21 protein-coding genes and 1 pseudogene are annotated in these 20,774 nt (G+C 65.5%); 7 read left to right on the forward strand and 15 right to left on the reverse strand.

Features of this window, described 5'->3' with window-relative positions; all coding sequences use genetic code 11:
* Positions 1–5: 5 nt before the first annotated feature.
* The 4 genes from LQG66_RS08850 to LQG66_RS08865 all read right to left on the reverse strand — a co-directional run bounded on the left by LQG66_RS08850 (position 6) and on the right by LQG66_RS08865 (position 4,096).
* Positions 6–866 (reverse strand): MaoC family dehydratase, encoded by an 861-nt coding sequence (locus LQG66_RS08850; protein ID WP_231325497.1) that lies wholly within the window; start codon positions 864–866, stop codon positions 6–8.
* Between the two features lie 349 nt (positions 867–1,215).
* Complete coding sequence (locus LQG66_RS08855) at positions 1,216–1,605, reverse strand: Zn-ribbon domain-containing OB-fold protein (protein ID WP_231325499.1); 390 nt, start codon at positions 1,603–1,605, stop codon at positions 1,216–1,218.
* Positions 1,605–2,753, reverse strand: a complete 1,149-nt coding sequence (locus LQG66_RS08860; protein WP_231325501.1) for a thiolase domain-containing protein — start codon at positions 2,751–2,753, stop codon at positions 1,605–1,607. Before LQG66_RS08860 ends, LQG66_RS08855 begins: the two co-directional genes overlap by 1 nt.
* A gap of 812 nt (positions 2,754–3,565) precedes the next feature.
* Positions 3,566–4,096: a DUF4262 domain-containing protein gene (locus LQG66_RS08865; protein WP_231325503.1), complete on the reverse strand. Its 531-nt coding sequence runs from the start codon at positions 4,094–4,096 to the stop codon at positions 3,566–3,568.
* A 155-nt stretch (positions 4,097–4,251) separates the two neighbouring features.
* On the opposite strand from LQG66_RS08865, the gene LQG66_RS08870 reads away from it, so the two are divergent.
* Both LQG66_RS08870 and LQG66_RS08875 read left to right on the forward strand, forming a co-directional pair.
* Complete coding sequence (locus tag LQG66_RS08870) at positions 4,252–5,304, forward strand: alpha/beta fold hydrolase (protein ID WP_231325505.1); 1,053 nt, start codon at positions 4,252–4,254, stop codon at positions 5,302–5,304.
* Positions 5,305–5,392: 88 nt separating this feature from the next.
* Positions 5,393–6,370 (forward strand): sensor histidine kinase, encoded by a 978-nt coding sequence (locus LQG66_RS08875; protein WP_231325508.1) that lies wholly within the window; start codon positions 5,393–5,395, stop codon positions 6,368–6,370.
* Positions 6,371–6,421: 51 nt separating this feature from the next.
* Here the strand turns inward: LQG66_RS08875 and LQG66_RS08880 are convergent, their stop codons facing one another.
* The 3 genes from LQG66_RS08880 to LQG66_RS08890 all read right to left on the reverse strand — a co-directional run bounded on the left by LQG66_RS08880 (position 6,422) and on the right by LQG66_RS08890 (position 11,509).
* Positions 6,422–7,021 carry a hypothetical protein gene (locus tag LQG66_RS08880; RefSeq protein ID WP_231325510.1) on the reverse strand — a complete coding sequence of 200 codons (600 nt, stop codon included), beginning with the start codon at positions 7,019–7,021 and terminating at the stop codon, positions 6,422–6,424.
* Positions 7,022–7,057: 36 nt separating this feature from the next.
* Positions 7,058–10,549 (reverse strand): indolepyruvate ferredoxin oxidoreductase family protein, encoded by a 3,492-nt coding sequence (locus LQG66_RS08885; protein WP_231325513.1) that lies wholly within the window; start codon positions 10,547–10,549, stop codon positions 7,058–7,060.
* A 315-nt stretch (positions 10,550–10,864) separates the two neighbouring features.
* On the reverse strand, positions 10,865–11,509 hold the full coding sequence (locus LQG66_RS08890; protein ID WP_231325515.1) for a trimeric intracellular cation channel family protein: 645 nt from the start codon (positions 11,507–11,509) through the stop codon (positions 10,865–10,867).
* A 155-nt stretch (positions 11,510–11,664) separates the two neighbouring features.
* On the opposite strand from LQG66_RS08890, the gene LQG66_RS08895 reads away from it, so the two are divergent.
* Together LQG66_RS08895 and LQG66_RS08900 are read left to right on the forward strand one after the other, a co-directional pair.
* Complete coding sequence (locus LQG66_RS08895) at positions 11,665–12,075, forward strand: hypothetical protein (RefSeq protein ID WP_231325517.1); 411 nt, start codon at positions 11,665–11,667, stop codon at positions 12,073–12,075.
* A 199-nt stretch (positions 12,076–12,274) separates the two neighbouring features.
* Positions 12,275–12,589: a hypothetical protein gene (locus LQG66_RS08900; protein ID WP_231325520.1), complete on the forward strand. Its 315-nt coding sequence runs from the start codon at positions 12,275–12,277 to the stop codon at positions 12,587–12,589.
* 103 nt (positions 12,590–12,692) lie between these two features.
* Here the strand turns inward: LQG66_RS08900 and LQG66_RS08905 are convergent, their stop codons facing one another.
* On the reverse strand, positions 12,693–13,508 hold the full coding sequence (locus tag LQG66_RS08905) for an isocitrate lyase/PEP mutase family protein (RefSeq protein ID WP_231325522.1): 816 nt from the start codon (positions 13,506–13,508) through the stop codon (positions 12,693–12,695).
* Between the two features lie 45 nt (positions 13,509–13,553).
* Entirely contained in the window at positions 13,554–13,868 is a 315-nt protein-coding gene (locus LQG66_RS08910) for an NIPSNAP family protein (RefSeq protein WP_231327730.1), read from the reverse strand.
* Between the two features lie 75 nt (positions 13,869–13,943).
* On the opposite strand from LQG66_RS08910, the gene LQG66_RS08915 reads away from it, so the two are divergent.
* Entirely contained in the window at positions 13,944–14,642 is a 699-nt protein-coding gene (locus LQG66_RS08915) for a helix-turn-helix domain-containing protein (protein ID WP_231325524.1), read from the forward strand.
* A gap of 112 nt (positions 14,643–14,754) precedes the next feature.
* On the forward strand, positions 14,755–15,759 hold the full coding sequence (locus tag LQG66_RS08920; protein ID WP_231325527.1) for an alpha/beta fold hydrolase: 1,005 nt from the start codon (positions 14,755–14,757) through the stop codon (positions 15,757–15,759).
* 72 nt (positions 15,760–15,831) lie between these two features.
* Here the strand turns inward: LQG66_RS08920 and LQG66_RS08925 are convergent, their stop codons facing one another.
* The 6 genes and pseudogenes from LQG66_RS08925 to LQG66_RS08950 all read right to left on the reverse strand — a co-directional run bounded on the left by LQG66_RS08925 (position 15,832) and on the right by LQG66_RS08950 (position 20,020).
* Positions 15,832–16,161 carry a hypothetical protein gene (locus LQG66_RS08925; protein WP_231325529.1) on the reverse strand — a complete coding sequence of 110 codons (330 nt, stop codon included), beginning with the start codon at positions 16,159–16,161 and terminating at the stop codon, positions 15,832–15,834.
* 142 nt (positions 16,162–16,303) lie between these two features.
* Positions 16,304–16,619: pseudogene (locus LQG66_RS08930) on the reverse strand (EthD domain-containing protein).
* A gap of 54 nt (positions 16,620–16,673) precedes the next feature.
* Complete coding sequence (locus LQG66_RS08935) at positions 16,674–17,363, reverse strand: alpha/beta fold hydrolase (RefSeq protein ID WP_231325531.1); 690 nt, start codon at positions 17,361–17,363, stop codon at positions 16,674–16,676.
* Between the two features lie 181 nt (positions 17,364–17,544).
* Positions 17,545–17,994 (reverse strand): hypothetical protein, encoded by a 450-nt coding sequence (locus LQG66_RS08940; RefSeq protein ID WP_231325533.1) that lies wholly within the window; start codon positions 17,992–17,994, stop codon positions 17,545–17,547.
* A 140-nt stretch (positions 17,995–18,134) separates the two neighbouring features.
* Positions 18,135–18,398 (reverse strand): cytoplasmic protein, encoded by a 264-nt coding sequence (locus LQG66_RS08945; protein ID WP_231325535.1) that lies wholly within the window; start codon positions 18,396–18,398, stop codon positions 18,135–18,137.
* Positions 18,399–18,487: 89 nt separating this feature from the next.
* Complete coding sequence (locus LQG66_RS08950) at positions 18,488–20,020, reverse strand: acyl-CoA carboxylase subunit beta (RefSeq protein ID WP_231325537.1); 1,533 nt, start codon at positions 20,018–20,020, stop codon at positions 18,488–18,490.
* 125 nt (positions 20,021–20,145) lie between these two features.
* On the opposite strand from LQG66_RS08950, the gene LQG66_RS08955 reads away from it, so the two are divergent.
* Complete coding sequence (locus LQG66_RS08955) at positions 20,146–20,577, forward strand: DUF4260 domain-containing protein (RefSeq protein ID WP_231325540.1); 432 nt, start codon at positions 20,146–20,148, stop codon at positions 20,575–20,577.
* Positions 20,578–20,774: the final 197 nt, after the last annotated feature.

Genomic DNA, 20,774 nt, shown 5'->3' on the forward strand with positions numbered 1-20,774 from the left:
AACAATCAACCCAGCACCGTCTTGCCGTTCTTGATCACGGTGACGTTGCGCGCCTTCACACGCGCCTCGAACGAGATCACGTCGCCGTCCTGCCAGAGATCGACCGTGACGGTCTCGCCGGGAAACACCGGCGAGGAGAACCGCGCCGCGTGCTGCCGGAACGCTGACGCGTCGTAATCGGCATAGGTCTGCAGCACGGCGCGGCAGGTGAGGCCGTAGGTGCACATGCCGTGCAGGATCGGCCGCGGGAAGCCGGCGCGGCGCGCGAATTCAGGGTCCGAGTGCAGCGGATTGCGGTCGCCGCACAAGCGGTAGATCAGCGCCTGGTCCAGCCGCGTGGAGATGTCGACGCCGCGGTCGGGCGCACGCGACGGCACCGGATGCGGCTCGGGGATGCCGCCGGACGGACCGCCGAAGCCGCCGTCGCCGCGGGCGAAACGCGAGGCAACGAGCGTCGCCAACGCTGCGCCGCTCTCGTCGCGCAGGATCGTCTGATGACGGATCACGGCGCCCTTGTCCTTGCCCTTGTCGGACACCGCGAGCACGGAGGAGTCGGCGGTGATCTTCGCGGCCGTCGCCAGCGGCTTGTGGAAGGTGATGTCGCGCTCGCCGTCGACGACCAGCACGCGGTTGAGCTTCATGTCCCCGGGCCCTGCCCCCCAGGCCGCGACGGAGGCGAAGGTCGGCACCACCTTCAGCGGCCGCGGCTCGGCGGTGGCCTCGTTGACGAAGGCGAGCTCCTTCTCGTCCATCGGATCGGCGCCCATGCCGATGCCATAGGCGTACAGCATCACCTCGCGATCACCATAGGCATATGGCTGCCCGATCGCCTTCATCGCCATCAGCTCATCGTAGTTGATCGGCATCCCCTGCTCCTTCTCGAGCTTCTTTTCTTGTCGTTGCACGGTGCCCGTTGCTGCGCCCTCTCCCCCTGCGGGAGAGGGCTCCGCCGACGCCAGCGTCATACTCGCTCGGGTGAGGGCTTGGCTCCGCGAGCGCAACCGTCTCTGCGGAAAGAGACCCCTCACCCGGCAGCCTTCGGCTGCCCCCCTCTCCCGCAAGGGGAGAGGGTGTACCTTTTGTGTGGCGACGGGCGCGCTCATTCTCGGTCGTCATTGCGAGGAGCGAAGCGACGACGCAATCCAGAGTCGTGGAGACCGCCCTGGATTGCTTCGCTGCGCTCGCAATGACGTCCAACTGCATCGGAGCTCCCAACTACGCCGGCGTGAAGAACGGCAGCGGGGCGCCGTCGGTCGGCTTGAACACGACTTTCACCTTCTGGCCGATCTTCAACGCATCGAACTCACAATCGACGAAATTGGTCTGCAGCGACGGCCCCTCCTTCAAGGTGACGTAGCCGATCGCGTAGGGGCCGGTCGGCGACTTCCGCATGATCGAGAACGTGTAGATCTCGCCCTCGCCCGCGCTCTGCTCCCACACCGTCTGGTCGGAGAAGCAGAACGGACAGATCGAACGCGGGAAGTAATGCGCCTCGCCGCAGGCGGTGCAGCGCTTGATCATGAACTTGCCCTCGGCGGCAGCATCCCAGAACGCCTTGGTCTCGGGATTGGTGATGGGGGCCGGCAGCTTCTTCTGATCAGACATCACACGCGCTCCAGAATGCAGGTCGAGGCGGCGTGGCGCACGCCGAGCAGGCCGCCGGTGCCATGGGCGATGGCGAGATCACAGTTTTGCACCTGCACCTTGGGATGGGCCTCGCCGCGCAGCTGGCGCACGGCCTCGATCACCTTGGTCATGCCGCCGCGATTGACCGGATGGTTGCTGCAGAGGCCGCCGCCATCGGTGTTGAACGGCAGCTTGCCGACGCCCGAGATGAGATTGCCGTCGGCAACGAACTTGCCGCCCTCGCCCTTCCTGCAGAAGCCGAGGTCCTCGAGCTGCATCAGCACGGTGATGGTGAAGCTGTCATAGATCGAGGCGTATTTGATGTCATTCGGCGTCACGCCCGCCTCCTCGAAAGCGCGCGGGCCGGACCACACGCCGGCGGAATAAGTCAGATCGAGATCCTTGCCACCGCGCGGTCCCTTCATCGCTTCGCCGTGACCAATGAGGCGCACCAGCGGCTTCTTCAGGCTCTTCGCGATCTCCGGCGTGGTCACGATCAGCGCGCCGCCGCCATCGGTGACGACACAGCAATCCATGCGATGCAAGGGATCGGAGATCATCGGCGAATTGATGACGTCCTCGACCGTCACGACCTCCTTCAGCATCGCGTGCGGATTGTACTGCGCGTGATGCGACGCTGCGACCTTGATCCAGGCGAGCTGCTCCGACGTGGTGCCGTAGTCGTGCATGTGGCGCATCGCGCACATGCCATAGGCATTGTGCGTGGTGGCCCCATAGGCCAGCTCGAAATCGGCCTCGGCGCCGGCGGCGCGCGGCGGCATCGGACCGGTGCGCGGCTTGCCGGCGAGCGTGATCAGCGCGATCGAGCATTTGCCCGCGGCGATCGCCTCGGCGGCGTGGCCGACATGAATGAGGTAGGAACAGCCGCCGGTCTCGGTGGAATCGATGTGCCGCACCTTCAGCCCGAGATAGTCGACCATCGGCCAGGCGCCGCCCGGCGCATCGCCGGCGCAGAAATAGCCGTCGACATCCCTGGCGCCGAGCCCGGCATCCTCCAGCGCGCCCTTGGCGACCTCGGCATGCAGCTGCGCGGTCGACTTGTCGGGTGCGTGCCGGGTGGGATGCTCATAGATGCCGGCAATGTAGGCCTTGCCCTTGATGGTCAATTCCGTCTCCGCTTCCTGTCGTTTCGTCCCGAATGGTTGGAGATTTTTTGGACCCTCGCATGAGGCTTGGCAAGCGGGGAAAATATTCCGCGCGGTGGAGATGATCGCACTCAGCCATAGACTTCAACGTTGCGCGATAGCGCCCCCGCTGTCATCGCCCGGCTTGACCGGGCGATCCAGTATTCCAGAGACCGCAATGATAGAATCGAGAAGCCGCGGCGTACTGGATTGCCCGGTCAAGCCGGGCGATGACATCTGAGTGGTTGGTCGGCACCTCGCATCAGCCACACACTCGCGGCCCCGCGACATCTCTGCCCGGGTCATGCTGGTATCGCTCACCCTCATCAAGTCGGAGGGCGCAGGGAAGGCCAGGCGTCGGCTGACGCCTGCGGCCCGCCTGCGAAAAAAATGCAGGCGGCAGGTACCACAGGTGCAGCCGAGAACACCCGGCCTTCCCTGCGCGATGGTCTTCACGCTTATACGCAGTCTGCCTGGTGCGCCGGGCTTGTTGGCCACCATAGCGACAATGCGCTTTCGCGCATTGCGCGGGACACCAGCATCGGGGTGTCAGCACGCTGCGACTTCGCGTCCGCGACAAAGCCGTTCGTCGGCGCGTCCGAAGACACGCTGCGGCTCCCTCGCGGCCATCGCACCCCGCCTCGCGTGTCGTGACGATCGCGCGCAACGCCCCTCCGATTGAGGCGGGATGCGTGCATCAAAGCACGGTTTCTGAATTTCGTAAAGCCAAATCTGCCCGACGGGCATTCTACGCATGGGGCCTATGCCGCGAGTCTTAACCTCTGACTTCCAAACTAGCGAGCGCAGAGGCCGAACCAATTGCCCTCCGTGAGATCGGGCTGGGCCGCCCGGAGGCCGACCGATACCTCGGGCGACCATGGAAAGCGTCCGTCGCGATCGGGATAGAACAACTGCAGACATTCGAAACGATCACCGCCGTAGAACCAGCGGCCCCATCCCAGGTGATCGCGATAGTGCCGTTGGGCGACCGGGAGCAGCACAGCGGGGACATTCTCGAAGACATCGAGTGTTGAGCTGCCAACAGCAACCCGTCGTCCAGCTTCGAGCTCGCGATAGAAATGCCAGAACGTATCATGTGCGGTCTGGCCAGGGAGGGAGAACACGATCAGCTCGGGATGACCGAACTTCAACCAGAAGCCGGTCGTATAAGCGAATCCCGGCCCTTCATCGTCTGCTCCGACATCGGTCGTGGACCAGCCGTACTGGCGAATCTTGCCAACAAAAGCCCGTTCGCGTTCGTCGAGTTTCTCCGGATCAACGTCGAGCGCCGTGTACATATGTCGTGCGTCCTCCACCACCATCATTGCAATATCACGGAATGCTCGTCCTGGTCGTCCGCGACCGCTCTTACCATGCGACCGGCGCAACGGAACGAAGCGCGTGACCGGCCGTTGCTCCTGCGCTGCATCATGTCTCGGATCCTCCGGGCGTCATGCACGCCTTTCCATGAGGGCAGACGATGACTGCAGCCCGAACCGCGACACGCACGCTCGCAGCTTCAACGCCGAGCCTCCTTGCCAGCCGATCGGCGTCCATCGCGCCCATGGCGCGTCGCGGCCTGAGGCGTGCGAAGGCTCATCCCTTTCTGCTGGCCGCAGCTGCGGCCACGGCCGTCCTGGCCGTGACGGCGCTCGTCAATCGCCGGCTCGCCAAGTCTGCCGAACAGGCCAATCCCCCTGCCGGCCGGTTCCTGGACGTCGACGGCGTCCGGCTGCACTATGTCGAGCGCGGCACGGGCGTGCCGCTGGTGCTGCTGCATGGCAACGGCAGCATGATCCAGGACTTCGCCTCCAGCGGCCTGATCGACCTGGCTGCGCAGAACTACCGTGTCATTGCGTTCGACCGGCCCGGCTTCGGCGACAGCGACCGGCCGCGCAACGTCGTGTGGACGCCGACGGCGCAGGCCCGGCTGATCAAGAGCGCGCTCGAGCGCCTGGGCGTCTCGGAAGCGTTCGTCCTGGGTCACTCCTGGGGAGCATCAGTTGCCGTGGCGCTCGCCCTCGAACATCCGGCCATGGTCAAGGGCATGGTGCTCGCCTCCGGCTACTATTATCCGACCTTCCGGTCTGACGTGGTGGCCGGATCGGCTCCGGCCATTCCATTGCTGGGCGATATTCTGCGCTACACGATCTCACCCTTGATCAGCCGCATGATGTGGCCGCTGCTGATGGCCAAGCTGTTCGGTCCGCGGTCGGTTCCGGCGAAATTTGCCGGCTTCCCCAAGGAAATGGCGGTTCGCCCGTCGCAGATCCGCGCTTCTGCCGCGGAGGCCGCGCTCATGATTCCCGATGCTTTCCGCTTCAGGAGAGCGTACGGTGAACTGAAGATGCCGATCGTGATCGTTGCCGGCGATCAGGATCGCTTGATCGACATCGAAGCGCAGTCCAGACGGCTTCATCACGACGTCAGCCAGAGCACCTTTCGCCGCGTGCGCGGCGCCGGCCACATGGTCCATCAGACGGCGACCGAGGCCGTCATGTCCTCGATCGATGAAGTCGCCGCGGCTGCGTAGTCTGAGCGCGGACATGGCTGCGGGATTGCGGGATCCGTAGCAGCGACGAAATGGGGGGATCGAACTCATGCGGGCCGAGGACGCGTGCATGCCGATCTGGCACGAAAAGCACCTGCGCGCCGCCACCAAAGCAGCCGGCGTGGCCTTGTGGTCGTGGAATGTCGATACCGACGCGATCACGATGGACGAGCGCGCCTATGAGCTGTGGGAGGTGTCCAAGACCAATAGCAGGATCACATTCGAGGTGCTGTCCCGGAACATTCACCCCGCCGACCTCGAGCGGGTGAGATCGGCGTTTTCAGCGACGCGGGCGATCGTCGGCGCGTATGAGATCGATTTTCGCATTCTCGCTGATGGCGAGATCCGCTGGATTTCCGCACGAGGCCAAGGCGACGACGCCGACATCGCGGATCGGCTGATGTTCGGCATCTTTCTCGATGTGACCCAGCGCAAGCAGGCCGAGGAAGCCAATGAGCTGCTGGCGGGTGAGATGAGCCATCGGGTCAAGAACCTGCTGACGATCGCGACCGCGCTGACGCAGATGACGTCGCGTACGGCGGCGACGAAGGAGGACATGGCCCACGAGCTGGCCAGCCGGCTGATCGCGCTCGGACGTGCCCAGGACCTGATACGTCCGCGGCCTGGCCAGACGAATGAAGCGGCTCTGCTCGGCGATCTCGTCTCCTTGCTGCTTGCCCCCTACGACGAGAAAGGCGCCAGCGTCCGCATTCGCGTGTCGGTGCCGAAGATGAATGTCGGAGAGCGCTCAAGCACGACATTGGCGCTGGTCATCCACGAGCTCGCAACCAACTCGGCGAAATACGGCTCGCTGTCGGTTGCGAGCGGCACACTGGACGTCTCCTGCACGGCGCATGACGACGAGGTGGTGATGACGTGGACCGAACGCGGCGGGCCGCCGAAGTCGGCCGACACCACCGAAGGCTTCGGCAGCAAACTGATCCATCACAGCGTGAACGCCCAGCTCGGCGGCACCATCGCCTTCGACTGGTCCGACGAAGGCCTGGTCGCGACGCTGCGCGTGAGCCGGGAGCGGATGGCGAATTGAGGGTGAGAGCCGTTGTACACGCGGCGTGACTGATCCGCAGTGTATGGCTGTCTATATGCAGTGCTCGTTCATCACCGCTTCGGGTTTCAAGCCGATACTGAAGTGAAGCACCTTTCCGGCTTCCGTCTCGAACACAATCGCCCGCTTGCGATCGGGGCTCTCCGCGATCATCCAGTAATGCGGCGGCGGCTCCGGCTCGGTGATCCCTTGCTTGGCGCGCTCCCGTGCAAATTCCTCCGCCTCTTCCGCACTGATGCCGCGGAAATCGGGCGACAGCTCCTTCCTGACATGCGGATAGGAGCGGCGGATCTCGGCTTCCGTAGCGCCGACGCCAATTCCGTTGATGTCGACGACAAGCGGATTCGGCTTTGAATAGTCGCGGAGAAACACTGTCATCACAACGATACGTCCGTCGACGATCACGTAGGATAGCGCCTTTTCCCTGCTGTCCTTGCGTCCCGTGATATAGCAGTCCTTGGTGAACGGCGGGGCGATCGGCCCGAGCTTCGCCTTCAGCGCCCGCTCAGCCTGGGCGACGGTCATGCCCAACCGGACCGGCCCGACACCCCGCCATGAGACTTCATGCGCGCCCGCTGACAGCGGTGCGGTAACCAGCCACGCGACGAATAATCCCATGCGCCACGTGCGCATTGCTGACGCCTCTACTAGACCTACCTCATGTACGCCCTACTCCGCCGCCATCTGCCGTGGCGCCGGCGGCGGGCTGGCGAGGTCGGCGGCGAGTTGGGCGTAGCGCGCCTTCGCATCGTTCACCGCCTTGTCCTTGACCGGGCCGTAGCCGCGGATCTTGTCGGGCAGCGACAACAGCTCGACCGCGATCTCGACATTGGCAGGCGACAGCAGGCTCAGCGCGGTCGCGACGTCCTTCTCGTAGCCGGCGATCAGGTCGCGCTCCATCTTGCGCTCGGCGGCATAGCCGAAGATGTCGAGCGGCGTGCCGCGCAGGCCCTTCAGCCTGGCCAGCAGCCGGAACACCTTCATCATACCCGGGCCGTAGCTCTTCTTCTTCGGCCGGCCCTGCGCGTCGAGGCCGGAATTGAAGATCGGCGGCGCGAGGTTGAACGAGATCTTGTAGTCGCCCTCGAACGCGTCGTGGAGCTGCTTCTCGAAGCTTCCGTCCGAGAACAGCCGCGCCACCTCGTACTCGTCCTTGTAGGCCAGCAGCTTGGCGTAGTTGATCGCCACCGCGCGCGGCAGCGCCTCGCCATAGCCGCCCTTGTCGGCGGCCTCGCGCACCTGGTCGACCAGCCTGCTGTAGCGTTTGGCGAGCCTCGCGTTCTGGTAGGCGGTGAGATACGTCATGCGATGGGCGATGATCTCGTCGAGCGTCATCGCCTCCAGCGATTTCGGCGGCACGGCCTCGTCCTTGCCGGTCATCATGTCGGCGAGCCGCTCAGGATTGACCACCGCGAGGCGGCCCAGCCGGAACGCCTCGGTGTTCATCTTGATCGCGACTCCGTTGATCGCGATCGCCTTCTCGATCGCCTCCGCCGACAGTGGCAGCAGGCCTTTCTGATAGGCGTACCCCATCATCATCATGTTGGTGGCGATGCTGTCACCGAGCAGCGCCTCGGCCGGCTTGGTGAAGTCGAGGAAGCTCGAGTCCTTGTGCAGCGCCGTTTCCAGCAGGCCCGTCACCTTACGGTTCTGGAAGTTGAAGTCGCGGTTGAGCACGAAATCGGCGGTCGGGATCAGATGGCTGTTGATGACGCCATGGGTGCGCGCGGCGTCGCACAGCGTGATGGTCTCCTTCGCGCCGGCCACCACCTCGTCGGCGGCGATGACGAGATCGGCGGTGCCGGTGACGATGCGCGAGCAGGTCACGTCAGCCGTGTGCTCGGACAGCCGGACATGGCTGAGCACGGCGCCGCCCTTCTGCGCGAGGCCCGACATGTCCAGGATCATCGAGGCCTTGCCCTCGATATGCGCGGCCATGCCGAGCAGCGCACCGATCGTCAGCACGCCGGTGCCGCCGACGCCGCCGACGGCGACGTTGTACGGCCGATCCAGCGACGGCTTGGTCAGGGGCTCCGGCATCACGCCGATGTCGCCGAGTTCGGCTGGGGCGCGGCTGCGCGGCTTGCCGCCGTCGACCGTGACGAAGGACGGGCAGAAGCCCTTCACGCAGGAATAGTCCTTGTTGCAGGAGGACTGGTTGATGACGCGCTTGCGCCCGAGCTCGGTCTCCAGCGGCTCGACCGAGATGCAGTTCGACTGCACGGAGCAGTCGCCGCAGCCCTCGCAGACGGCGGGATTGATGAAGACGCGGCGCTGCGGATCCTCCATCGTACCGCGCTTGCGGCGGCGGCGCTTCTCGGCGGCGCAGGTCTGCACGAACACGATCGCCGAGGCGCCCTTGGTCTCGCGCAGCGTCTTCATGACGTTCTCGAGCTCGTCGCGATGCGCCAGCTTGACGCCGGGCGCAATGCTGTCGGCGGGATACGCGTCGGGATTCTCCGAGACCAGATAGATCTCGCGGATGCCCTCGGCATGGAGCTGGAAGGTGATCTGCTGCGGCGACAGCTCGCCGTCATGGCGCTGACCGCCGGTCATCGCGACCGCGTCGTTGTAGAGGATCTTGTAGGTGATGTTGGCCTTGGAGGCGATCGACTGGCGGATCGCGAGGCTGCCGGAATGGAAATAGGTGCCGTCGCCGAGGTTGGCGAAGATGTGCTTCTCGTCGGTGAACGGCGCGATGCCGACCCACGGCACGCCCTCGCCGCCCATATGGGTGAAGGTTTCCGTGTTGCGGTTCATCCACAGCGACATGAAGTGGCAGCCGATGCCGGCCAGCGCGCGGCTGCCGTCGGGCACTTTGGTCGAGGTGTTGTGCGGACAGCCCGAGCAGAAATACGGCGTACGCGCGACCGGCGAGACCAGCTGCATCTGCGAGGCGTCGCGGCCGTTGAACCAGTCGGCCTTGGCGCGCAGCATCGCCTTGATCTCGGGATTGAGGTCGAGGCGGAGAAGTCGCTCCGTCAGCGAGGATGCGAGCGAGGCGACGGAGAGTTCGGTGGCGAACGGCAGGAAGCGCTTGTCGTGCTCGTCCATCTTGCCGACGATGCGCGGGCGGACGTCGTCGCGCCAGTTGAACAGCTCCTGCTTGACCTGGTTCTCGACGATCTCGCGGCGCTCCTCGATGATGAAGATCTCTTCGAGCCCCACCGCGAACTGCCGCACGCCTTCCGGCTCGAGCGGCCAGGGCATGCCGATTTTGTAGAGCCGCAGCCCGATCTTGGCAGCGACCTCCTCGGTGATCCCAAGCTCGCGCAGCGCCTGGCGGATATCCTCGTAGCTCTTGCCGGACGCCATGATGCCGTAGCGGGCGTTCGGTGAATCCATCGTGATGCGGTTGACCTTGTTGGCGCGGGCAAAGGCGATCGCGGCAAAGCCCTTGTAGTCCTGCAGCCGGCGGTCCTGCTCGAAGCGGTCGTCGGGCCAGCGCAGATTGAGGCCGCCCGGCGGCATCTCGAAATCCGGGGGGATGACGAACGGCGTCATCTCGTCGTTGAGGTTGATCTCGGCGGTTGTCTCCACCGTCTCGGTGATCACCTTCATGCCGACCCAGCAGCCGGAATAGCGCGACATCGCGATGCCGAGCAGGCCCATCTCGATCATCTCGTGGATCGAGGACGGATAGAGATAGGGCATCAGCGCCGAGATGAAGGCATGGTCGGACTGATGCGGCACGGTCGAGGATTTGGCGCCGTGGTCGTCGCCGGCCAGACACAGCACGCCGCCGTTCTTGGCCGAGCCCGCGGCGTTGCCGTGGCGGAACACGTCGCCGCAGCGGTCGACGCCGGGGCCCTTGCCGTACCAGATGCCGACCACGCCGTCATACCTGCCGCCGGGCGACAGTGCGAGCTGCTGCGAGCCCCAGATCGCGGTGGCCGCGAGGTCCTCGTTCACGCCGGGCTGGAATTTGATGTTGTACTGTTCGAGATGCTTGCGGGCCGAGAACAGCTGCTGGTCGTAGCCGCCGAGCGGCGAGCCGCGATAGCCGGAGATGAAGCCCGCGGTGTTGAGGCCGGCGGCGCGGTCGCGCCGGATCTGGGCCATCGGCAGCCGCACCAGGGCCTGGATGCCGGTCAGAAAGATATGGCCGGAGCTTGCGGTGTATTTCTGGTCGAGATTGATCTCGCTCTCGTTGAGTCCCATTCCGCCCTCTTGCCGTGCTTTGTCGGGGTGCGCGTAGGCCCGCCCGCCGGCGGAAGCACGCGATCTGTCAACACTTTACGTCGGCTTTCGAAGCTTGCGCATCACAAATCTCGCGGACGCAGGGCAGCTAACCGAAATCGCAATTTCGTGGCGGCAGCAGGCTGCGGCTTTTGCGGTTTGTGTCGAAAAGGGCTGCGCCTGCGAAATGGGATGATGCGCGCCATGGCTTGGATGCGACGCGCGGACGGTTACCGACGGTTGCAACCCGCGAATCTGGCTTGAGGCTCATTGTGCAACGCGACAGGCGACGGCCCGTCAGCCCCGCTCCTCCCCGGTGAAGACGAAGCGCGGCATGTTCCACTTGTAGCGGATGGCGAGCAGCCGGAACGACAGCCCCAGCGCGAAGGTCACCGCCGTCCAGAGCCCGCCGCCGATGCCGAGCGACAGGCCTGTCGCATAGACCAGGCCCGTCAGCAGCGACACGCTGGCATAGAGCTCGGCGCGAAACAGCAGCGGCACGTCGTTGCAGAGGATGTCGCGCAGCACCCCGCCGGCGCAGCCCGTGATCATCCCGGCGACGATGACGATGCCGAACGGGACGTTCATCTGCCAGGCGATGTCGCAACCGGCGATCGTGAACACGACCAGGCCGATGGCATCGAGCACGAGGAACGCCGTCGTCAGCCGGTGAACCAGCCGCGCCATCGCGATGGTGACGAACGGCGCCAGCAAGGTCAGCAGCAGGTAGGACGGCCGCTCGACCCAGGCGAGCGGATAATGCCCGAGCAGCACGTCGCGCAGGGTGCCGCCGCCGAGCGCGGTGATGGCACCGAGCAGGCACACACCCATCCAATCCATGCTGCGGCGTCCCGCCGCAAGCGCAGCGGTCATCGCCTGCGCCGCCAGAGCGAGCCATGACAACAGATGCAACACGCTGTCGGCCGGCGGCAGGTTCCACATCAGGGAGCTCCAGAAGTTCCAACGAGAACGAGAATCGCAGTGTTCGCGAGGAACCTTAGCGCGCCGTACAACGGTACAGATTGGGATTTGCAGAGGTTTCGCGGAACGGCCCGGAGCTGCCCTGGTTGTCAGGTGACAATCACGAGGAGGATGAGATGGCCAACGAACGGCTTCCCAACGAACGTTATCCCGACGGCATGAACCGTCCCGACATGCCCCCACGTCCCGACATCACTGGGGCGGGAATGACGGGCACAGACTATGAGCGCACGCCGCCATTTGACAGCCGGCTGCAGCCCGATCCCGAGCCCACGAACGGTCCGGCCTCGACCGGCCGCATCGCGGCCTATGCGCTGGGCATCGCGCTCCTGCTCGGCGCCGTGTTCTACGGGCTGAACAACATGTCGGTGCGCAACGATCAGGCGAGCACCACGCCGGCGTCGCAATCGGCCTCGCCCCCCAGCGGCAGCACGTCCAACGGCTCGCCTGGCGTCACCACCGGCGCCGCGGGCGATCGTACGACGGCACCGGCGGCCCCGAGCGGCCAGACCAACACCGTCAAATAATCTGGCCGTCGGCGACCAAGCGTCACGATTGGGCGGCGGGTGAGCGATCACCCGCCGCTCTCTTGCTTGCCCGCAGCGCCCTTCCAACAAGGCCGTTCTCCATCCTCCAACAAATTAGGCGAAGTGTGCGAGGGCCGCCATGGAACCATACCGGCGCGAACCGATTGGCTCACTGACACTCTCACCCCAGGAGATACTAATGAAAGCTCTCGCCATAGCTATTGCAGCCGCGGCAAGCACGCTGGCCGTAACCGCCGCTTCGGCGGCGCCAATCTCTCCCGCAGCCTCGGCGGTCCCGCAACGAGACATCCAGAACGTCCGGATGGTCTGTAACGAGGAAGGCCGGTGCTGGCGCGAGCGCAGTGAACGCCGCGTCATCATTCAGGGCGAAGATCGTGATTCCTACGCATACGCTCCGCGCGAGCGCTACGAGCGGCGCGGCTACGAAGACCGCGGCGGCGTCGGCTTCCGCGCCCCGGGCGTGAGCGTCGGCATCGGAACGGATCGCTACTAAGGAGTTTTGGCGAATCAGAATGAAAAGCCGCGGCAGGGTCCGCGGCTTTTCTACAGGTGGACGAGATCAGGATCTGCTGGAAGGCTGGCGGCGCAGGCTGATCTCACCCGAAGATCTTGTTCAGCTCGCCGCCGGGATAGCCGCCGGCCAGTTCAGTGAAGGTGCCCTGCTCGGCCATCTCCTTGGCCGCCCGCATGAAGCCGGCCCAAGCCATGCGCGCCAGCGACCCGCCGACGCTGATTCGGCGCACGCCGAGTTCGGTGGCCTGCCCCAGCGAGAGGCCGGAGGCGCCGATCAGCAGATTGACCGGCTTGGGCGCCACGGCTTTCACCACCGCAGTGATCTCCTCAATCGTCTTGATCCCGGGCGCATAGAGACAGTCTGCGCCGGCCCCGGCATAGGCTTTGAGACGATCGGTCACGAGGGCAAGATCTGGCTTGCCCCAGAGAAAAGCCTCGCAGCGGCCGGTCAGCAGCACGTCCCCGCCGCTCGCATCGATGGCCTGCCGGGCGGCGCGGATGCGGGCAACCGCAAGCGCGCGCTCATAGAGCGGATCGGCCTTGTCGCCCGTCGAGTCCTCGATCGAGAGACCCGCCACGCCGGTTGCGACCGCACGCGTGACGTTGGCTGCCACGCCCTCCGGCGCATCGGCGAAACCGCCCTCGAAATCGGCATTGACGGGAATGTCGACGGCCGCGCACAGCGCCGTCAGGTGACTCAGCACCTCATCCAGCTCGACCCTCGTGTCCGCTTTGCCGACCGACCAGGCGAAGCCGGCGCTGGTCGAGGCGATCGCCTTGAAGCCGAGCTGTTGCAGCATCTTCGCCGTGCCGACGTCGAACGGGTTGGGCAGCACGAAGCAGCCCGCCTCGTGCAGCCTGCGAAATGCCGCGCGCTTGTCCGCAATCGTCACCGTCATGTCATCCTCCCATGCGTCTTTCGTTGCACCAGCATAAGGCGGCGATCATTGCACCGCCACGACATTGCGCAAAAATGTTCGCTCTTCGCCCAGAATGAATTTGTGCTCCTCGGCAAGCGCGAAGTTCGCTCGCCCTTCCACGTCGGCGCGCAAGGTTGCGCGATAGCGCTCGTAAGCGGCGAGGCTATCGAAGGAAATCAGGCCGTAGGCGATGTCGTTGGTGCCCTCATGCGGCATGAAATAGCCGAGCAGGTTGCCGCCACAGCGGGGAATGATCGACAGCCAGCGCTGCGCGTAGGCCTCGAACAACTCCCGCTTGAACGGATCGATGCGATAACGGATGAAGACGGTGATGGTCATGACAACCTCGCGTTGGCTTGGGATCATCGACACTATCCGCTTGCCCCGAGGGAATGCTTCGTCTAGCATCGAACTATGAAATCTGGCCCGGACATTGCGATGGTTGCGGCGCTGGTCGGCGATCCCGCCCGCGCCAATATGCTGACCGCCCTGCTGTCGGGCCGCGCGCTGACCGCGACCGAGCTCGCACAGGAAGCGGGCGTGACCCCGCAGACCGCGAGCTCGCATCTCGCCAAGCTCGAATTCGGCCGCTTGATCGAGCCGGAGAAGCAGGGCCGCCACCGCTACTACCGCCTCGCCGATCCCGATGTCGCCGACCTGCTCGAGAAGCTCGCCGGGCTTGCGGCGCGCGCCGGCCACATGCGCGTGCGCACCGGGCCGAAGGAGCCGGAGCTGCGGCGCGCGCGCATCTGCTATGACCATCTCGCCGGCGATCTCGGCGTGCAGATGCTCGACAGCATGGTCAGGCAGAAGCTGGTGCGCCGGCGCAAGCAGGAGATCGCGCTGACCGAGGAAGGCGAGCGCTTCCTGGCGCGGCATCTGCGAATCTCGCCGGAAATGCTGACCCACCCCCGCCGTCCCGTCTGCAAGGCCTGTCTCGACTGGAGCGCGCGGCGCCATCATCTCGCCGGCACGCTGGGCGCGGCATTGATGAAGCGCTTCGCCGAGTTGAAATGGGCGGCGCGCGATTCCGCTCCGGGCAGCCGCGTGGTGAACTTCAGTCGCGCCGGCGAGAAGCATTTCACGGCGTTGTTCGGACCTGCCGGCGACTGACGATCACGCGCTGTTTATCGCAGCGCGGCGTTCATGCCTTGCGCGACAGGCGAACAACGGCCACCGCCAGACGGTTGACGATCATCTCGTTCCCGTCCGCCTTGGAGTCTCGATGTCCCGTTTCGTTGTCATGCTGTGTGCCGCCCTGCTCGCGCTCGCGCCCGCCGTCGCCCCGGCGGCGGAGCCGTCGCGCGAAGCCTATGGCATCAATCTCGAAGGTTTCCCCTATCCCTACCCGGTCAGCCTGCTGCCGCTGGTGAACGAGGGCGAGCAGCTGCGCATGGCCTATATGGATGTCGCGCCGGCGCAGCCGAACGGCCGCACCGTACTGCTGCTGCACGGCCGCAACTTTCCATCGAGCTACTGGGCGCCGGTGATCAAGACGCTCACCGCGGCCGGCTTCCGCGTCGTGGTGCCGGACCAGATCGGCTTCGGCAAGTCCTCCAAGCCGTCGGGTGAGCTGCATTTCGACACGCTGGCGCGCAACACGGTTACACTGCTCGATCATCTCGGCATCGCCAGGGCGGAGGTTGTGGCGCATTCCCTGGGCGGCATGCTCGCCGTGCGCGTCGCCCGCGCGTACCCGGAGCGCGTCGCGCATCTGGTGCTGACGGCGCCGATCGGCCTCGAAGACTATCGGCTCTCCGTGCCGCCGATCCCGTCCGAGAAGATCATCGAGAGCGAGGACAAGCTCACGGCGGATGGCTACCGCAGGCAGCTCGAAACCAACTACGCGTTGAAGCTGCCGCCCGAGCAGGTCACGCCGTTCATCGACGCCCGCTTCAACCTCAAAGGCAGCGCCGATTATGCGCGCTGGCTGCGCGCCTTCGCCAGCTCCTACCAGATGATCTATCGCGAGCCTGTCGTGCACGAGATTCCGCTGCTCACACAGCCGACGCTGTTCATCATGGGCGCCGACGATCACAATGCGCCGGGACGCCCCAATGCGCCGGAGGCGCTGAGGGCGATGATGGGACAGAACGCCGAGCTGGCGATGACCCTCGCGAGCCGGATGCCAAATGGTCGTGCTGAGGTGATCCCGAATGCGGGCCACCTCGTCTTCCTCGACGCGCCGGACAAGTACGACGCGCTGCTGCTCGACTTCCTCGGCAAGTAGAGGGCAAACAAGATCAACGGCAGGGATCGCGGCACGGCTGCCATCCCTGCCCACCATCCGCTGCACTCGCAGCTACCAGTAATGGCGCCTGTGCCAACGATGCCGCCAGTGCCGGTGGTGATGGTGCCAGCCCCAGTGCCGCCGGCGCCAGCCCCAATGATGACCGTGATGGCCATGGTGTCCGTGATGACCCCAGCGCACCTGTTCGGGCGCGAGCCGGTCGGCCTCGTCCTGCGAGCCGACCGCGCGTTCGACCTTCTGACCGCTTGCTGCTGGTGCCGTTTCGCTCAGCGGCGACGGCAGCAGCGGCGCGGCAACCGACTCCCTCGGACGGAGCGCCGCACCTGCCGCAGCCACGCAGCCGAAACCCAAAACCAGTTTCAGGAAATATCGTCGTTCCATCGCGCTCCTCCGTGATGTCTGCCAACCAGAATCGCGGAGGAATTATTCGCCCCTTCACCTGAACGTGTGCTGAACTACGACGCGGCAAATCAAGGAGCCCGCGCGGCGGCGCGCCCAATAATTGCCATTTCTCGATGCGGCGTCAGCCGTCGACGGCCTGCGCCAGCACAAAACTCTCCCGCGTGCGCGTCACATCCGGCCAATCGCGATTGAAGTCGGCGATCAGCCGCTTCATCTCGTCGCCGCTGACCGCCTGCTCCACCGCATCGACGTCGTCGAACTGATACATCGCCTGATGCACTGCAGCATCCGTGAGGCTCCAGGACCCGCCACGCCTTGCGCATGCCAAAGCTCCTGATCGCATCGGGCAGATGCACGTCGCGGTACCGGCGATCGAACGCATCCCGTCGCGCAGGATCCGGCACCGTGGCGCGGACGACGCAAACGGCTGACGGCATCACGTTTCCTCCGGACATGCTGGTCTTGTTCGGATACCTGGCCACAACCGCCGCTCAGCGAAATCCTGCGGCCAGCCCGACCACCTGCCCGTCGAGCCCGTTGAAGCCGTGATGGCCGCGCGCCTCACAGGCATCGCCCTGCTCCGCGCCGCCCGACAGCCACTTCACGCGCGCCTTGCCACCCGACCATCTGATGAACGGGGCGACCCCGGCCGGCAGCGTGAACCTGCAGGCATCGGCGGTGTGATGAATGACCAGCGTGCGCGGCAAGGCCGACGGCGAGCCCAGGATCGACATCGCGTTCGAGGAGCTGCCGGACTCCTGGCTGAGGAAGCCCGAGGTCAAGACCAGTGCATCCGGCCGCGCGCCGCGTGCGATGCCCTCAGCGGCGCGCAAGGTGCCGCGGCTGGTCGCGATGACCGTCACCGGCCGCTTGATCGCGGCCATGTAATCGACCGCCGCCTTCAGATCGGTGCCGTAATCGGCGACCAGCACCGCCAGTCCACGCGCCGCATAGGCGTTGCGCGTGCGCACCAGCTGGTTGCCGAGCAGGCCATGGATGTCGCCGTGATCGCCGACATTGATGGCGCCGTCGCCGCCGGGCAGCAGGATCACGCTGGCGCGCACCGCGGCCGGTCTGATCAGCGCCGCCCGCGAGCCACCGACCGTGACGGTTTCGTCGGCGAATGCGGCGCCCATCGCAGGCGCCGACAGCATGAGCGCAAGGCACACACGTAAGATCATCCTGGCCTCCCAGCGCCGACTCAGCGGTCGGCCGGTGGAGAGACTAGCAAAAAAGCGACGAGGCCCGGAGTGCCTAGGAGTCCGGGCCTCGTAACCTCGCGACCCCGCAGAGCGAGGCCGGTCGGTATCCTTGAAAATCTAGCGCGCAATCCCGATGCTCGCATTGAGCTGGCTCAAGACCTCAGTAGCAGCGCGTGATGTTGACGGTCTGCTCGCCGCCGTGGCGTCCGGGCACGGTGACGGTCTGCATCGGACAGCTCGACACATACGGACGGTCGGACGGCACGACGTTCGGCGGATAGCGATGCGCCCAGTCCCACGGCACGTCATAGGTATAGGTGTAACGCATGTCGGCCGACGTCTGCTCCGGGATCTGCTGCGGCACCGACTCGCCGTCCGGACCGTAAGCGAACGCGCCGACAGCCGGCAGATAGGCGCCGTGACCGCGGTGGTGGTGAATGAACGGCCGCGCCCCGGGCGCCCGCGGTCCGCCATGGACCGACACCCCCGGTGCAGCGGCGGCGACGCCCGACCGGGCCGCGGCCGCCTCGACCGAAAGCATCAGCGCAACGGCCGCCCCGACGACGACGACAACTCTGGAAATCCGAAACGCCGATGTCCTGTCAGCCATGATACGCGACCCACTCTTCTCGACCCACCAGCACACCGATAAGGCTAGGCCCGCCGGCTGGTTCCCGCAAACCCATCGTTAAAGGTTAGTTAAGCCGTAAGCTTAACGCCAGCCCCTCCAAGTGCCAGATTGCCGCGGGCCTAGCAGAACCATGCGATCCGCATTTCCTGGAGGAAATCCTCTGTGATCGGGAGGCCAGAGGCGTCTCCGAGCACACTGACGATTCCACAGAACGGACAGAGCGCGGTGTCGTCCTCACGGATCCAGTCGATGATGAGCGGCGCAACGAAGATCCGCTCGCAAAAGAAGCAGCCGCAGAGACGGCTGGCTTCGATCTCGGCGCGGTGCCGGATCGAGCGGCGATGCGCCAGCTTCAGCGGATGGTCGTCGGGCAGATGGGACATCGGACATGCGGCAGCTCCTGCTGCCATCAATTTTTAGGTTCGGTCGGCGAGCCACACGGCGTGGCCCGCCCTCACTGTCATGCCGCTGCTCACAGCGGCAGATTGTCGTGCTTCTTCGCCGGCATCTCCATCTTCTTGTCTCTGAGCATGGCGAGCGCACGCGCGATGCGGCGGCGGGTGGAGTGCGGCATGATGACGTCGTCGATGTAGCCGCGCTCGGCGGCGATGAAGGGCGACAGGAAGCGGTCCTCGTATTCCTTGGTGCGTGCGGCGATCTTCTCGGGGTCCGCCATGTCGGCGCGGAAGATGATCTCGACCGCGCCCTTGGCGCCCATGACCGCGATCTGCGCCGTCGGCCAGGCGTAGTTCATGTCGGCGCCGATCTCCTTGGAGGCCATGACGTCGAAGGCGCCGCCATAGGCCTTGCGGGTGATGATCGTGACCAGCGGCACCGTGCACTGCGAGTACGCAAACAACAGCTTGGCGCCATGCTTGATCAGCCCGCCATATTCCTGCGCGGTGCCCGGCAGGAAGCCGGGCACATCGACGAAGGTGACGATCGGAATGTTGAAGGCGTCACAAAAACGGACAAAGCGCGCGGCTTTTCGCGAGGCGTCAGAGTCGAGCACACCGGCCAGCACCATCGGCTGGTTGGCGACGAAGCCGACGGTGCGGCCGGCGATGCGGCCGAAGCCGGTGACGATGTTCTTGGCAAACAGGTCGGCGATCTCGAAGAAGTCGCCCTCGTCGACGACCTTCAGGATCAGCTCCTTCATGTCGTAGGGCTTGTTCGGATTGTCGGGGATCAGCGTGTCCAAGGACATGTCGACCCGCTCGATGTCGTCGAAGCTCGGCCATTCCGGCACGCCGTCGGTGTTGTTCGCCGGCAGGAAGTCGATCAACCGGCGCATCTGCAGCAGGGTCTCGACGTCGTTCTCGAAGGCGCCGTCGGCGATCGAGGAGCGCGTCGCGTGCACCGAGGCGCCGCCGAGCTCCTCTGCCGTCACCACCTCGTTGGTCACGGTCTTCACGACGTCCGGTCCGGTCACGAACATGTAGCTCGTGTGCTTCACCATGAAGATGAAGTCGGTCATGGCCGGCGAATAGACATCGCCGCCGGCGCACGGACCCATGATGACGGAGATCTGCGGGATCACGCCGGAGGCCAGCACGTTGCGGCGGAAGACGTAGGAATAGCCCGCGAGCGCGGCGACGCCCTCCTGGATGCGGGCGCCGCCGGCATCATAGAGGCCGATGATCGGCGCACGCGCCTTCATCGCCATGTCCTGCAGCTTGGTGATCTTCAGCGCATGGGTCTCGGACAGCGAGCCGCCGAACACGGTAAAATCCTTGGCGAAGACGAAGGTCTTACGGCCGTTGACCGTGCCCCAGCCGGTGACGACGCCGTCGCCGGGGATCTTGTTCTTCTCCATGCCGAACTCGGTCGAGCGGTGCTCGACGAACATGTCGAACTCCTCGAAGCTGCCCTTGTCGAGCAGCAGCTCGATGCGCTCGCGCGCGGTCAGCTTGCCGCGGGCATGCTGCGCCTCGATGCGCTTCTCGCCGCCGCCGAGCTTGGCGCCCGCGCGGCGCTCCTCGAGGGTGTCCAGGATGTCCTTCATGCGTTTCCCGCCCGTTCCCGATGTCGTGACTGTTGGCGGCCTTCTAACACGGCTATTTCGAAAGCGAAAAGCGGCTTTCGGCAGTGCCGGCCGCTCTCCCACAGTTCGGAATTGGAAGCAGAATCATGGATATGGCCACTCAACCGAATCTGGTCACTGAGCCTGCGGGCGCATCCCCTGGCGCCGTCCTGGGCGGCGTGCGCCTGCTGTTGCGGCTCGAAGGGCTGGTGCTGGCGGCCGCAGCGGCGGCCTTCTATGCCCACCAGGGCGGATCGTGGTGGCTGTTCGCGGCGCTGTTCCTGGCCCCCGACGTCAGCTTCGCCGGGTATCTGAGCGGGCCGCGCGTGGGCGCCCTGGTCTACAATGCCGTCCACAACACGCTCGCACCCGCCGCCCTGCTCGCGATCGGACTCGTGGCCGGACAGCCGCTCGTCGTCGAGATCGCCACCATCTGGCTCGCCCATATCGGCGTCGACCGGCTCGCCGGCTACGGACTGAAATACGTCGACGGCTTCGGCTTCACCCATCTCGGCCGGATCGGGCGAGCCGCGGCGTGACCCGGCCGATCGACGCCGACTCTGCCGAGGCGCCGGGCGGCGGCCGTTGCTCGGCGTGTCGGCCAGGCTGGCGGTCAAAGACGTGAGGTCGTAGCGAAGGGTCATGGCGTAGCGATCCCGCGGCCGATTGCGCCCGGGCTTTGCATCAGTTCGGCCTCTCCTTCGGAAGAAGAGGCGCAGGGAAGACCGGGAGCCTG

The organism is Bradyrhizobium ontarionense (assembly GCF_021088345.1).
GTDB lineage: Bacteria > Pseudomonadota > Alphaproteobacteria > Rhizobiales > Xanthobacteraceae > Bradyrhizobium > Bradyrhizobium ontarionense.

Excerpts from the sequence above, each read along its gene's own strand:
- LQG66_RS08925 (WP_231325529.1), bottom strand. The coding sequence starts at position 16,161 with ATGGAACGACGATATTTCCTGAAACTGGTTTTGGGTTTCGGCTGCGTG.
- LQG66_RS08940 (WP_231325533.1), bottom strand. The coding sequence starts at position 17,994 with ATGGCTGACAGGACATCGGCGTTTCGGATTTCCAGAGTTGTCGTCGTC.
- LQG66_RS08895 (WP_231325517.1), top strand. The coding sequence starts at position 11,665 with ATGGCCAACGAACGGCTTCCCAACGAACGTTATCCCGACGGCATGAAC.
- LQG66_RS08945 (WP_231325535.1), bottom strand. The coding sequence starts at position 18,398 with ATGTCCCATCTGCCCGACGACCATCCGCTGAAGCTGGCGCATCGCCGC.
- LQG66_RS08870 (WP_231325505.1), top strand. The coding sequence starts at position 4,252 with ATGACTGCAGCCCGAACCGCGACACGCACGCTCGCAGCTTCAACGCCG.
- LQG66_RS08955 (WP_231325540.1), top strand. The coding sequence starts at position 20,146 with ATGGATATGGCCACTCAACCGAATCTGGTCACTGAGCCTGCGGGCGCA.
- LQG66_RS08880 (WP_231325510.1), bottom strand. The coding sequence starts at position 7,021 with ATGCGCACGTGGCGCATGGGATTATTCGTCGCGTGGCTGGTTACCGCA.
- LQG66_RS08875 (WP_231325508.1), top strand. The coding sequence starts at position 5,393 with ATGCCGATCTGGCACGAAAAGCACCTGCGCGCCGCCACCAAAGCAGCC.
- LQG66_RS08935 (WP_231325531.1), bottom strand. The coding sequence starts at position 17,363 with ATGATCTTACGTGTGTGCCTTGCGCTCATGCTGTCGGCGCCTGCGATG.
- LQG66_RS08900 (WP_231325520.1), top strand. The coding sequence starts at position 12,275 with ATGAAAGCTCTCGCCATAGCTATTGCAGCCGCGGCAAGCACGCTGGCC.
- LQG66_RS08855 (WP_231325499.1), bottom strand. The coding sequence starts at position 1,605 with ATGTCTGATCAGAAGAAGCTGCCGGCCCCCATCACCAATCCCGAGACC.
- LQG66_RS08905 (WP_231325522.1), bottom strand. The coding sequence starts at position 13,508 with ATGACGGTGACGATTGCGGACAAGCGCGCGGCATTTCGCAGGCTGCAC.
- LQG66_RS08910 (WP_231327730.1), bottom strand. The coding sequence starts at position 13,868 with ATGACCATCACCGTCTTCATCCGTTATCGCATCGATCCGTTCAAGCGG.
- LQG66_RS08885 (WP_231325513.1), bottom strand. The coding sequence starts at position 10,549 with ATGGGACTCAACGAGAGCGAGATCAATCTCGACCAGAAATACACCGCA.
- LQG66_RS08915 (WP_231325524.1), top strand. The coding sequence starts at position 13,944 with ATGAAATCTGGCCCGGACATTGCGATGGTTGCGGCGCTGGTCGGCGAT.
- LQG66_RS08865 (WP_231325503.1), bottom strand. The coding sequence starts at position 4,096 with ATGATGGTGGTGGAGGACGCACGACATATGTACACGGCGCTCGACGTT.
- LQG66_RS08950 (WP_231325537.1), bottom strand. The coding sequence starts at position 20,020 with ATGAAGGACATCCTGGACACCCTCGAGGAGCGCCGCGCGGGCGCCAAG.
- LQG66_RS08850 (WP_231325497.1), bottom strand. The coding sequence starts at position 866 with ATGCCGATCAACTACGATGAGCTGATGGCGATGAAGGCGATCGGGCAG.
- LQG66_RS08920 (WP_231325527.1), top strand. The coding sequence starts at position 14,755 with ATGTCCCGTTTCGTTGTCATGCTGTGTGCCGCCCTGCTCGCGCTCGCG.
- LQG66_RS08890 (WP_231325515.1), bottom strand. The coding sequence starts at position 11,509 with ATGTGGAACCTGCCGCCGGCCGACAGCGTGTTGCATCTGTTGTCATGG.